The organism is Paraburkholderia sp. BL21I4N1 (genome assembly GCF_002973525.1).
Lineage (GTDB): Bacteria > Pseudomonadota > Gammaproteobacteria > Burkholderiales > Burkholderiaceae > Paraburkholderia.
This window is the reverse complement of sequence record NZ_PVEN01000010.1, coordinates 107074-119595: the sequence shown is the minus strand read 5'-3', so window position 1 is coordinate 119595 and position 12522 is coordinate 107074. Positions and strand designations below refer to the sequence as shown.

Below are 12522 nucleotides of genomic sequence, written 5' to 3'. Positions count from 1 at the left end.
TCAGTACGCCACCGTCGCGATCTGACGAACGAAACGGCCCTGCTCCAACTCGTCGACGAAGGCGACGGCATAGTCTTCCGCCGAAATGCGGCTATTGCCTTCCGCATCCGCCAGCAGTGTGTTCGTGCCGGTGCGGAACGTGCCCGTGCGCTCGCCCGGGGCGATCAGCGCGGCCGGCGCGAAAAACGTCCAGTCGAGATCGGTGACGTCGCGGTAGTACGTCAGCGCGTCGCGATGCGCGAGAGCGACCGCTTTGTACGCGTCCGGGAAGCCTTCGGTATCGACCAGTTGTTTGCCCGGCGCGACTTCGAGCGAACCCGCGCCGCCGACCACCACGAGGCGCTTCAGACCCGCTGCGCGCACGCCGTCCACGAGTGCCAGGGTCGCCGTGCCGACCACCGCGGCATCGCCTTGCGGCGGCGAATACGCGCTCGCCACCACGTCATGGCCGCGCACGGCGGCGCCGACGTTCGCCGCGTCGATCAGATCCGCCTGTACTGCGGTCAAATTCGCCACGCCGGCCGGCACACGCGCTGGGTTGCGCACCAGCGCCGTCACCTGATGCCCGCGACGGGCCGCTTCCGCGGCGATTCGCGAACCGATCATGCCGGTGGCGCCAAACAACGCGATCTTCAATGGCTTGCTCATTTCGATGCTCCTATCATTGCGTTATATGTAACCATGTCGATTACATATAACGCGGAAAAAAGAGGGGCTCAAGCCCCCGTTGGTTGTCAGGCGCGTGCGTCTTTTGTCGACCGCACATGCGCCTTCCCGTTCTGCTACTTCTTTGCGATGTCGCCGCTCGCGTGATGCGCGCGCCGCTTGCGCTCCTGCTGCCGCTCGGCCCGCACAACGTCGGCCGTGGCGTCGGCCAGCGTGCGTGCACCGAGCGACGCCTCCATGGCCAGTTGCGCCTCGTCGATGATGCCGCGCAGCACACCCTGGATATGACGCCCGACCATGCACGCCGGATTCGGCTCCTCGCGGTGCAATGCGAACAATTGCGCGTCGTCCACCGCGCGATACACCTCGAGCAGACTGATCTGCTCCGGCGACCGCGCGAGTAGCGCGCCGCCGCCCGCGCCGAGTTGCGACGTGGTGAGGCCGGCCTCGGCCAGCATGGACAACAGCCGCCGGATCAACGCGGGATTCGTATTGACGCTACCCGCGATCATCTCCGACGAGAGCGGCACGCCCTCCTGCAACGACAGCAGCGCGAGCACGTGCACCGCGAACGCAAACCGGCTACTCGTATTCACAGCGAACCTGCCCAGCGACGACAATGTGTAACCATGGTAATTACATTTAATCCGACTGTCAAACGGACGATCCAGCCAAGCGGGTTCATCATTTGTCCATCTGCTTTTGCGCGTCGCTCGAATCGCCCGAGGACGACCCCGACGCAGACGCATTCGCCGCCGACGCCGAGCTTTGCGCCGACCATTCCTGCAGCTTGCGCCCGGCGGTTTCGAGGCCCTGCCCGGTCAGCGAAGCGGCTTTGCCGAGTTGCGCGTTGGCCGAACTCGCCGCGCTCTGCAGATTCGCTTGCGCGGTCGACGCCAACGCGTCGGGGTCGATCTTGATGGTCGGCGCGGAGGCGGCCGAGTCGAGGTTCTGCTGTGCGGCGTCTTTGGTCGCGTCGACCTGCTGGCCGACGTAGCTGGCCGCCTGATCGAGCTTCTGACTGGCAACCTGCGCGGCATTGTTGAGCGAGCCGGCGACCTGTCCCGCCGACGCGTCATTCTTCTGACAGGCAGCCAGGCCGCCGAATACGACGAGGACGACCGCGGCACGGCGCAGCAAACGTGAATGGAGCGATGAAATCATGGTTCAGTGTGAGCCGCGTCGAGCGGCTTCCGCTTGCGAAAACGCGCCAATGATACGCCGTCGCGTCGCACCTCGGCCTTTGCGGAGCGTCGAACGACCCTGCACGCGGCGTCGGATAGCACGTTCAACGCCACGCGCGGCGATGCGCATCGAGTCACACCGCCCCACACCAGCCGACCTCGCAGCACCGTCACCGCTCGCGTCGATTGCCGGCGCCGTCGCGGTTCTGTCAAACGGGTTGGGGTAGACTGCCGAAGCGTATTTCCGCGTTCGATGTGTAGCGTTGATCAATTGGAGGCATGCGATGGCAGCAAAGAAGATCCTGTTCCTGACCGGCGACTTCGCCGAGGATTACGAAACGATGGTGCCGTTCCAGGCACTGCAGGCAGTCGGCCATATCGTCGACGCCGTGTGCCCGAACAAGAAGGCGGGCGATCGCATCAAGACGGCGATCCACGATTTCGAAGGCGACCAGACCTACACCGAGAAGCCGGGTCATCTGTTCGCGCTCAACGCCACGTTCGACGACGCCGATCCGCGTCAGTACGATGCATTGGCCATCGCCGGCGGCCGCGCGCCGGAGTATCTGCGACTCAATCCGAAGGTGATCGAACTGGTGCGGCAATTCGCCGAGGCGGGCAAGCCGATCGCCGCGATCTGCCATGCCGCGCAGCTGCTGGCCGCCGCCGACGTGATTCGCGGCAAGCGCATTTCGGCCTACCCGGCCTGCGCGCCCGAAGTGAAAATGGCCGGCGGCGACTACGCCGACATTCCGGTCGACGCCGCGATCACCGACGCCAACTTCGTCACCGCGCCCGCATGGCCCGCGCATCCGGAATGGCTGCGTCAATTCCTCGTGCTGCTCGGCACCCGGATCGAACTCTGATCCGGCCTGAGCGCGGTGCCGAGCGTAAGTTCAACTTCGGCGCCGCTCCGGCGGCGAGTGCCTTGCCCGATGCGTTAAATCGCGCTCGCCGCCATCCATCCCAAATTTGAGACTCGTCCGATAGTGTTCAACGGAGGGCCTTCCTATAGTCGCCGCTCGACTTGGGAGGGTCTTGCGATGGAACTGACCGATTGGATCGTCATCCTCGCCGTCACGTTGATGGCGATTATTTTTTTCTGCGCACGCAAGCCGGCCGACTGGTCGTGCGAGAACCGCGTGCGGCGTCTGGCCGGCACGCGTCTGCTGGCGCAGGCCGCCTGCTCGCTGTGGGGCGCGCTGCTGATTATCGAGCGCAGTCTGGTCACGCTGGAAGGCCTGGGCGGCCGGCATCTCGAGCCGATCGAAGCGCTGGCGGGCGTCGTCGTTCTGGTGGCTTTCGGTTGCTACTGGTCAATCCGCGGCCGCCGCATGCTTAAACCCCGGCGACTTTTCACCGCGTGCTGACGCTCACACCCAATTTCGTTCGACCCGCCGTTGGCCTGACTCATCGCGCATGGGTGAGTCATTGCTGCATCAACCCGCGCTGACACCCGGTTTCGCATCCACGACAGGATTTGCCGCGCCGCCGCTCACGATCAGATTCGGGCGATCGCGCCCTTCGACACCCAGCGTCCGGTCGCGCAATCCGCGACCCGGTTGAACGCCAGCCGCAGGCGCTGACGACGCAACGCGCGACTCGGCAGCGAGTTGCGCCGACCTCGCCTCGGCTTCGGGCAGCGACAGATAAAACGTCGTGCCCACCCCCTCTTTCGATTCCGCCCACACGCGTCCGCCGTGACGCTCCACCACACGGCGCACCAGCGCGAGGCCGATGCCCTCGCCCGCCGCGGCATTGCCGTGCAGGCGCTGAAAGGCGTTGAATAGCCGCGGCAACGCGACCGTCGGAATCCCCAGCCCGTTGTCCCGCACGTAGAAGATTCGCAGCGAATGGACGCCCGGCGGCGCGGCCGTCGTACCGATCTCGATGCGGCCTTCGCGCGCCGGGTCGAGATAATTCACCGCATTGCCGATCAGGTTCGCGAACACCTGCTCGAGTGCGGTCGGATCGCCCCACACCGCGGGCAATTCATGCACGCTGACGTGCGCATGCCGTGCCCGGATCGAGCCTTGCATCGCATCGATCACGCGCGGCACGATATCGCGCACCTCGACCTTCTGCTGCCGGTACTCGACCCGGCCGACACGCGACAGCCGCAGCAGCGCGTCGATAATGTGCGACGCGCGCAGCACGGCCGTCTGCAGATAGTGCAACGCTTCGCCGATGTCCTCGTCGACCACCCGCTCAATACGCTGCCGTGGCTCCGCGCCAAGCGACGACTCGCGCACCGCCGCGCGCAGTTCGTCGCACGCGCGGATCAGTTCTTTCGAGAAACCCTGCAGATTCACCAGCGGCGCACGCAGATCGTGCGACACGCTGTAGATGAACATTTCGTTTTCCTGAGTCTGTTGCCGCAAGGTCTCGTTGATGCGCGCGAGTTCGCCGGCGCGGCGCGCGAGGTCGGCCTGAAAGCGCGCCTGGATCCGCTCGGCTTCGAGCAGGCGCCGGCTGGTCTCGTGTAAGGTCAGATCGAGCCGGGCGATTTCGTCGCGGCCCGGGCCGATCGGTGCCAGCGGCTCATTGCCGGCCAACCGTCCGGCGTTGTCGGACAGCAAGGCGAGCCGCCCGCGCACGCCGCGCGTAAATAGCCAGACGGCCAGCGCGACGAACAGCAACGAGCTGAGCACGGCCGCGACGACGAGAATTTGCTGACGTTCGCGCGCGGATTCCGCGGCATTCGAGCGAAGGGCGTCGAGGCGTCGTTCTTCAGCCTGGAACGCGGCCACCTGCTGCCGGAAACGATCGAGCACATCGGCCGGCGCGAGGTCGCGGAAACGGTCGAGCACGTCGCGCCGTCGCCCGGAATGCAGCATGTCCTGCACGCGGTCCGACCATTGACGATAAGCCTGCGCCGCCTGACGCACCTGCACGACCCGCTCGACCTGCGCCGGATTGTCGGCGACCAGGTCGGCCAGTTGATCGATACGCCGGTCGACGTCCATCCACGTCATGACCGGCGTGACAAAGCGAGCGTTGTTGGCGAGCACCGCGCCGCGCAGCGCCACGGATTCGCCCAGCACCGGATCGAGAATCGCAGTGGTCTGGCGCAGCACTTCCTCGCTATGAATCGCCCAGCGCTCCGCCTGCGTCGCGTCCGACTGCGCCTTGACCAGGCCGGACAAAAGCGCCAGTTCGAAGAGGGCCGGAATTGCGATCAGCAACAGGCCTTTGGTGGTAAGTCTCATGCGTGCGCGATAGAAGTCGGTAGCCGGCAGATCGTGCTCGGGACGGCACATTATGTCGGCGTTTGCACAGGAAACAAAGCGGCCACGCCATGAACCAGGCGCGAGCCGCCAGGCGTTGTCGGCGCGCGCAACGAATGCGCATAAATTGTTGGGTGATTGAATGCAACGTAAGAATTTTAAAAGGTGATGCACGAACTTGAGCCATTGCGCCCTATCGTGAACGCAGACGCACTTAAATAGTGCCCAATATGAAGCTCCAGGTGCATCCGGCCGAATGACATGATTCGCCGGATCGCGGCACCCCGCCCATTCCGGTGCGACATTGCACCGTCGATGTGTTTATCACGCACTCATTTGGCCCACTTCTTGCATTCAATGCCCGCTTTTTGCCATTAAGCGGGACACGTCGATGGAAAGTCTGAAAACCGGCACCGATACCCTGTTTCTTCTGCTCGGCGCCGCCATGGTGCTGGCCATGCACGCAGGGTTCGCGTTTCTCGAACTCGGTACGGTGCGCAAGAAGAATCAGGTCAATGCACTCGTCAAGATCCTGGTGGACTTCTCGGTGTCGACAATTGCGTATTTCTTCATCGGCTACACCATTGCTTATGGCGTGCAGTTCTTCGGTAGCGCCGAAACATTGGCCGCGCATAACGGTTATGCACTGGTGCGCTTCTTCTTCCTGCTGACCTTCGCTGCCGCGATTCCGGCGATCGTGTCGGGCGGTATCGCCGAACGCTCGAAATTCAATCCGCAACTGTTTGCGACTTTCGTGCTGGTCGGCTTTGTGTATCCGTTCTTCGAAGGGATCGCCTGGAACGGACGCTTCGGCATTCAGGACTGGCTGACGCACGTATTCAGCGTGCCGTTCCATGACTTTGCCGGTTCCGTGGTGGTGCATGCGTTCGGCGGCTGGGTGGCCCTGCCGGCCGTGCTGTTGCTGGGCCCGCGCCATGGTCGCTACCATCGCGATGGCGGTATCGCGGCGCATCCGCCGTCGAATATTCCGTTTCTCGCGCTGGGTGCGTGGGTGCTGGCGGTCGGCTGGTTCGGCTTCAACGTGATGAGCGCGCAGACCGTCGACAAAATCAGCGGCCTCGTCGCCGTCAATTCGTTGATGGCAATGGTCGGCGGCACGCTGACCGCGTGGCTCGCGGGGCGCAACGATCCCGGCTTCACGTATAACGGGCCGCTGGCCGGTCTGGTCGCGGTGTGCGCCGGCTCCGATCTGATGCACCCGCTGGGTGCGCTAGTGACGGGCGGTATCGCCGGCATGCTGTTCGTTTATATGTTCACCTGCGTGCAGAACCGCTGGCGCATCGACGACGTGCTCGGCGTGTGGCCGCTGCATGGTCTGTGCGGCGCGTGGGGAGGTCTCGCGGCGGGCATCTTCGGTCTGCGCGCGCTGGGCGGCATGGGCGGCGTGTCGTTCGGCGCGCAACTGGTCGGCACCCTGGGCGGCATCGCGGTGGCGACGCTCGGCGGCACGCTGGTGTATGGCGCGATTCGCCTGACGGTAGGCCTGCGACTCGATCAGGAAGAGGAATACAACGGCGCGGATCTGTCGATTCACCGGATCTCGGCGACGTCGGAATAAGCCACGCTGCCTTCATGGCACCGCGCGTTGCCCTGTCCCCACAAGCACCCGCCGATGTTAGACTTGCGCGCTGGAGATGGCATTCTCCCTTAACCGCCCTCGGGCTGATGATGCCTGCTACGCCCGGATGATTGCGGACGCGGCAGCGCGCGTCGTCCGCCCAGGCCGGTTTGTCGACCCTCCTGTCTTGCCAGGTCTCCTCCCATGTATTGGTCCATTCTCGCCGTCGCCATTGGCGGCGCACTCGGCTCGTTATTCCGCTGGGTTCTCGGCATCCGTCTGAACGGCGTATTCGCCGGCCTGCCGCTCGGCACCTTTGCTGCCAACGTGATCGCCGGTTATGTGATCGGCGTCGCGGTCGCCGGCTTCGCGCGCGCGCCGCAGATCGCGCCGGAATGGCGGCTGTTCGTCATCACGGGTTTGATGGGCGGACTGTCTACCTTCTCCACGTTTTCCGCGGAAGTCGTGCAACGCCTGCAGGACGGCCGGCTCGGTTGGGCGGCTGGCGAGATCGTCATTCACGTCGGCGCGTCGCTGCTGATGACGATGCTCGGTATCGCCACCGTCTCGCTGCTGTCCCGGTAACGGCGACCGCGCACGATCAGCGCACCGACCAGCCCACTGCGAGCCGAACGGCGCGTGCGGCGAGCGGCGTCTTTCGAGCGAACGCGCCGCGCGATCTCGCCAAACGCCTTGCTCCGGTCACAACCCGACAGCTATAATCGGCCCCTCTTCGGGGAGTAGCCGCCCTGGACTTCATGTTCAGGGGCTCGCGTCAACATACTTGCCCGGTCGCCAGACCGGTCATGGCGCGCGCAGCGTTTCGCCTGGCAAGACCGATGACTCACACTCCCACCAGCCGGGTCGCGGGAGTGCGTGTCATCGTGTATTGACCGTGCGGCCCGGTTATAAAAAATCCCCATGCAATCATTCCTCGTCTCCACAAGCGTGGTCGGGCTCGCCGAAATCGGCGACAAGACCCAGTTGCTGTCGCTGGTGCTCGCCGCGCGGTATCGCAAACCCATCCCGATCGTGCTTGGCGTGTTTGCCGCAACCCTGATCAATCACGCCTGCTCGGGTGCGCTAGGCGCCTGGCTTGCCAGCATCATCCGGCCGGAGATCATGAACTGGGCGGTCGTTGCATCGTTCGCGGTCATGGCGGTGTGGATTCTTATCCCGGACAAACTCGACGACGCCGACACCGTCCCCATGAAAGATTCGATGGGCGTGTTCGGCACGACCGCGTTGACGTTCTTCATCGCGGAAATGGGCGATAAGACGCAAATCGTGACCGTCGCGCTGGCGGCGCGCTTTCACGAATTTTTCGGCGTGGTGGCCGGCACGACGCTCGGCATGATGCTGGCCAACGTGCCGGTGATCTATCTGGGACACAAGTTCGCCGACCGTCTGCCGACCAAGGCCGTGCATATACTGGCGGCGATTATCTTCGTGGTGCTCGGTGGCCTCGCGTTGCGCACGGCGCTTTACCCCGACGCCCACCCGATGTTCTGATTCCCCGCCACGCCAAAGAGGCCGACACGATGTCCGAACGCATGTCCGACGAAGCGCTGCGACGCATGGCCTCCGTGGTCGCCCTCGCGGTCGCGCTGGGGCTAGTCGTCGTCAAGGTGTGGGCGTGGCTGGCAACGGACTCCATTTCCCTGCTGACCTCCGCGGCCGACGGACTGGTGGACGTCGTGGCGTCCTCGGTGACGTTTGCGGGTGTCCGCTATGCCGCGCGGCCGGCCGATCGCGGGCATCGCTACGGTCACGGCAAAGCGGAAGCGGTCGCCGCCTTCGTCCAGGCGCTGCTGCTCGCGGGCGCCGCGTTCGGGCTCGGCGTGGAGTCCATCCATCGTCTCTTCGTGCCTCAGGCGTTGAACCAGACGGGCTTCGGCATCGTGGTGATCGTGGGCAGCTCCGTGATCGCGGCGGGACTCGTCGGTATGCAAACGCTCGTGGTCCGGCGCACCGGTTCCACCGCGATCGCCGCCGACCGCGCTCACTATGTGACCGACGTAGCCGTCAATCTCGCGGTGCTGGCCGCGCTTCTGCTCGAACGCTTTCTGGGCTGGACGCGTGCCGATGCCATCGGCGCACTGGCGATCTCCGTGTACATGCTGTGGAACGCGCGAGGCATGGCGGCGCAGGCGTTGCTGCAACTGCTCGACCGTGAACTCGATGAAGCGGATCGCGCGCGGATCGAAGCGGCGGTACTCGGTTGCGACGGTGTAAAAGGCTTGCACGACTTGCGGACTCGGAATGGCGGAGACCGGTTCTTCGTCGAGTTTCATGTGGAAGTCGACGGATCGCTCACGGTCGAAGAAGGCCATACGATCGGCGATAACGCCGAAAAAGCGGTGCAGCGATTATTCCAGGCGGCCGATGTCGTCGCGCATCTCGAACCGGCGGGTATCGAGGACGAACGGCTGGACGACCTCGTCGCCTAGCGCGTGAACGTCGCCGATGGATCGCGAGCGTGAAGTCATGCAAACGCGATTACATAAACCTTTCACGCGTGTTATGCTCGCCGCTGTCTTTGGGGAGTAGCCGGCTTCCATCTGCATGGAAGCGCCTGCGTCAACATTCTCGGTCGCTCAGACCGTGGTGCAGGTAGCCCTTGGGTTGGCAAGACCATCGACACATCACGCGACCGGTCGGGCGCGCGGTGTGTCGCGGTTTCCGCCCGACCTTGAGCGCCTCCTTTCATGAATCCCGTCGCCACGCTGTTCCTCGCTTTCGCCATGTCCACCGACGCCTTCGCCGCCGCTATCGGCAAGGGCGCCACGCTGCATCGCCCGCACTGGCGCGAAGCGCTACGCACCGGTCTCATCTTCGGCGTAATCGAAGCGCTGACGCCGCTGGCCGGCTGGTTTATCGGCAAAGCGGCGGCGCACTATGTTTCCGCGTGGGATCACTGGATCGCGTTCGCGCTACTGTCGATTCTCGGCGCCCGCATGATCCGCAACGGCTTCAAGGCCAGCGAAGCCGAGGAGACGAAACCGGCCGCGCATTCGTTCTGGTTGCTGGCGTTGACCGGCTTCGCCACGAGTATCGACGCCATGGCGGTCGGCGCGGGTCTCGCCTTCGTCGACGTCAACATTTACTCCACGGCGGCGGCAATCGGTCTGGCCACGGCGACGATGGTCACGATCGGCGTGCTGCTTGGCCGCGTGATTGGCGATGTGGTCGGCAAGCGCGCGGAAATGGCGGGCGGTGTGGTGTTGATCGGCATCGGCTGCATTATTCTCGTTGAGCATTTGCAGTTGCTCTGAGCGTCTTCAACGCGCCGTCTTGCAACGGTAGATACGGCCTCGGCCGCCGGGCACGAGACCCTAACGGAAATCGTAGCTCGGGTTGTGCGGGTCGAAGGCTTCATCCGTCCAGACATGCGGGACGATTTGCTCGAAGTCGATCTCTTCGAGCGGCGCCCCGCTCGCGTCCGCCGCGATCACGCCATGAAGTTGCGGGCGGCGCAGGTCGAAGGTCAGCGTCACGCGTGGCGCGAAATGCGCGGGCGGACCATCTGGCGCGTCCCACGTGAGCGCGAGCAATCGCCTGCCGTTCGCGGTCTCGATGTCGACGTGAGCCGGTCTTGCGCTCAGGCCTTCGGCTTCGAAACTCCCCTCTTCGTGTTCGAGCGTATGGACGACGAATTGCAAGCCGAGATCGCGCACGCTATGGCGTGACTGGGTTCTCGCGAACGTGCCGTCCACCCGGAATCTGCCCGACAGGAAATGCCACGCGCCGCCGAAATGCCCCAGGAAACGTGTCGGGTCGCGGGTCGCGTCGTAGATGATCTCCTGCCCCGCATGCGCGCCATCCGGCAGCCATTTGACGTATACGCGCTGTGGACTGTCCTGACAGTAGACCTCCATATGATCGGCTTGCGCCGGCCATTTTCCGTTCACGCGTTCGCGACGCCGCATCCAGTACTCGTACGAGCTGCCGGCACCAATCGCGAGGCGCGTATAGGCCACGATCGCTTCCGGCTTCATTGCGTCGACCAGCGCGATCAGGCGCGAGTCCGGCATGGTGCCGAGCGTGCCGTCGGCGATACGCTCACGGATGACATTCGCCTGCGCTGCGGCCGATAAACAGGCGAAGTCGGCCAGGTCACCTCCGTTCGCGCCCGGCGCCATGTCGTCATGGCAGGCTACCGGCGTCGCGCGCTGACCTTCGGCGGCAGGTGCGGCACGCGCCACCACCGAAAACAGCAACGCAACGGACATGACCACCACGATGATGAAACCGTGATCCGATTTAGCGCGACTGCCGGAACGTCCATTACCACGCATCAGGTTCTCCGCCGGGCGCGCGCAATCAGCACGCACTATCGACTAAACATCAGCCGCGCGCGATTATTCCTTGGCGTTTGAAATAACTCTCTTACGGAAAATGTCACGCCGACCCGACAGACGAAAAAAAAGGCGTCACGTTGCCGTGACGCCTTAAAAAGTTCTAGCCATTCCGAGGGCCGTGCTAGAACCTGAGAGACGGTATTCGGAAGATTTGACCCGACGAGGCGGCGCCCAGAGGGACGCGCGGCACAGACTGTTACGGTGGACTGTTTAAAGACACTCGACCAGACACTGCGCGGGCCACGGTTAGGTTGCTGAATTTCAAAATGCAGAACCTGAAACCGTCTTTCGAAATGAGATTCCATTTTTTATGGTTATGCTGACTAAGTCAAGCAAAATCTAAAGAGGCGTTCCTCGTCGCGGCAAAATATTCCGATACAATGAATCTTCTGATGAAAAATACAGTCCATGCCCCATTTTGGGGCTCATCGGCGGCGCTTTTCGGGACGGTCGCCAACGCGGCTGTGTTCAAAAAACTGAAATAAAGTTCCAGAAAAACCACATGAACAGACCTAAGCCTTCCCGCCCCGACGTGGACCCGCTGAAAGATAAAGACGGTTCGAGCGACGAAGTCACCGCGCTGGCCCGCGGTCTGACCGTATTGCGCGCAGTTGCCGCGGCCGACGCGCCGCTCAGCAATCGCGAGCTGACCGAGTTGACCGGCATTCCCAAGCCGACCGTGTCGCGGATCACCGCCACGCTGGTCAGCGCAGGTTTTCTGTTCCGGCTGCCGGACAGCGAGCGCTTTGTGCTGACTTCGTCGGTGCTGGAGTTGAGCAATGGCTTTCTGCGCAATTTCGACATCCGCGCGCGCGCCCGGCCTTTCCTGATCGAACTCGCTGAACGCACCACGCTGTCCGTGCATCTGGCCGTGCGCGACCGTCTCGACATGGTGGTGATCGACGCGATCCGTCCGCGTTCGGCGGTGCTTGTGTCGCGCCTCGAAATCGGCTCGCGGATGAACCTGAGCCGCACCGCCATCGGCCGTGCCTATCTGGCGGCACTCGCGCCGGCGGATCGGGACAAGCTGCTGATCGGCCTCCAGGCCGCGGAAGGCGACGACTGGGGACACGTCGGCAGCCGGCTCGACGCGGCGCTGGAAGATACCATCGAACGCGGTTACGCGATCGCCACCGGCGAATGGCACAACGGCCTGAACGCGATCGCACTGGGCTTCACCGGCCCCTCCGGTGAGCGCTATGCGGTCAATTGCGGCGGCTCCGCCGACCAGTGTCCGCGCGACTGGCTGATTTCGCGCGCGGCGCCGGCCCTGCTCGAATGCGTCGAGCATATCGTGCTCGAAATCGGCGGCACGCCCGGGCGACGACTCGACGCCTGACACCCTCGCGGCGCTCGCCGATCGGCGGCATGACAACTTCAAGACATCCTGTAACCTTCGTAATCAAACGAAAAAAACGCGGGTGGACTGTTACAGAGCCCAAGACGTAGGATCATGCATTCCCGTCGCGGGCCGCGGCTCCAGTTGGAGCGTTATCCCCTTCGAT

General features: G+C 63.9%; 13 protein-coding genes and 3 riboswitches. Of the genes, 8 read left to right on the top strand and 5 right to left on the bottom strand.

Annotated elements, in window-relative coordinates:
- The 3 genes from B0G83_RS23930 to B0G83_RS23920 form a co-directional block, all read right to left on the bottom strand.
- Window positions 1-648, bottom strand: a complete 648-nt coding sequence (locus B0G83_RS23930; RefSeq protein WP_105509882.1) for an NAD(P)-dependent oxidoreductase — start codon at window positions 646-648, stop codon at window positions 1-3.
- A 134-nt stretch (window positions 649-782) separates the two neighbouring features.
- On the bottom strand, window positions 783-1262 hold the full coding sequence (locus tag B0G83_RS23925) for an Rrf2 family transcriptional regulator (RefSeq protein WP_105509997.1): 480 nt from the start codon (window positions 1260-1262) through the stop codon (window positions 783-785).
- Window positions 1263-1350: 88 nt separating this feature from the next.
- Window positions 1351-1830 carry a hypothetical protein gene (locus B0G83_RS23920; protein WP_105509881.1) on the bottom strand — a complete coding sequence of 160 codons (480 nt, stop codon included), beginning with the start codon at window positions 1828-1830 and terminating at the stop codon, window positions 1351-1353.
- Between the two features lie 304 nt (window positions 1831-2134).
- Between B0G83_RS23920 and B0G83_RS23915 the strand changes: the two genes are divergently transcribed.
- On the top strand, window positions 2135-2716 hold the full coding sequence (locus tag B0G83_RS23915) for a DJ-1/PfpI family protein (protein ID WP_105509880.1): 582 nt from the start codon (window positions 2135-2137) through the stop codon (window positions 2714-2716).
- Between the two features lie 177 nt (window positions 2717-2893).
- Complete coding sequence (locus B0G83_RS23910; RefSeq protein WP_105509879.1) at window positions 2894-3220, top strand: hypothetical protein; 327 nt, start codon at window positions 2894-2896, stop codon at window positions 3218-3220.
- 69 nt (window positions 3221-3289) lie between these two features.
- Here the strand turns inward: B0G83_RS23910 and B0G83_RS23905 are convergent, their stop codons facing one another.
- A complete protein-coding gene (locus tag B0G83_RS23905) occupies window positions 3290-5059 on the bottom strand; it encodes an ATP-binding protein (RefSeq protein ID WP_105509996.1) in 1770 nt (589 codons plus the stop codon).
- 409 nt (window positions 5060-5468) lie between these two features.
- Here B0G83_RS23905 and B0G83_RS23900 point away from each other — a divergent pair, with 409 nt between their 5' ends.
- The 5 genes from B0G83_RS23900 to mntP all read left to right on the top strand — a co-directional run bounded on the left by B0G83_RS23900 (window position 5469) and on the right by mntP (window position 9931).
- Entirely contained in the window at window positions 5469-6656 is a 1188-nt protein-coding gene (locus B0G83_RS23900; protein WP_105509878.1) for an ammonium transporter, read from the top strand.
- Window positions 6657-6719: 63 nt separating this feature from the next.
- Window positions 6720-6780, top strand: a riboswitch (Fluoride riboswitch).
- An 80-nt stretch (window positions 6781-6860) separates the two neighbouring features.
- Window positions 6861-7241, top strand: a complete 381-nt coding sequence (gene crcB / locus B0G83_RS23895; RefSeq protein ID WP_105509877.1) for a fluoride efflux transporter CrcB — start codon at window positions 6861-6863, stop codon at window positions 7239-7241.
- Between the two features lie 138 nt (window positions 7242-7379).
- A riboswitch (yybP-ykoY riboswitch) is annotated at window positions 7380-7570 on the top strand.
- A 7-nt stretch (window positions 7571-7577) separates the two neighbouring features.
- Complete coding sequence (locus B0G83_RS23890) at window positions 7578-8168, top strand: TMEM165/GDT1 family protein (RefSeq protein WP_105509876.1); 591 nt, start codon at window positions 7578-7580, stop codon at window positions 8166-8168.
- Window positions 8169-8197: 29 nt separating this feature from the next.
- Window positions 8198-9106 (top strand): cation diffusion facilitator family transporter, encoded by a 909-nt coding sequence (locus tag B0G83_RS23885; RefSeq protein WP_258168175.1) that lies wholly within the window; start codon window positions 8198-8200, stop codon window positions 9104-9106.
- A gap of 79 nt (window positions 9107-9185) precedes the next feature.
- A riboswitch (yybP-ykoY riboswitch) is annotated at window positions 9186-9357 on the top strand.
- A gap of 7 nt (window positions 9358-9364) precedes the next feature.
- Complete coding sequence (mntP, locus tag B0G83_RS23880; protein ID WP_105509875.1) at window positions 9365-9931, top strand: manganese efflux pump MntP; 567 nt, start codon at window positions 9365-9367, stop codon at window positions 9929-9931.
- Window positions 9932-9991: 60 nt separating this feature from the next.
- Here the strand turns inward: mntP and B0G83_RS23875 are convergent, their stop codons facing one another.
- Window positions 9992-10954, bottom strand: coding sequence for a DUF1571 domain-containing protein (locus B0G83_RS23875; RefSeq protein ID WP_105509874.1), 963 nt, complete (start codon window positions 10952-10954; stop codon window positions 9992-9994).
- Between the two features lie 565 nt (window positions 10955-11519).
- Between B0G83_RS23875 and B0G83_RS23870 the strand changes: the two genes are divergently transcribed.
- A complete protein-coding gene (locus B0G83_RS23870; protein WP_105509873.1) occupies window positions 11520-12356 on the top strand; it encodes an IclR family transcriptional regulator in 837 nt (278 codons plus the stop codon).
- Window positions 12357-12522 lie beyond the last annotated feature (166 nt).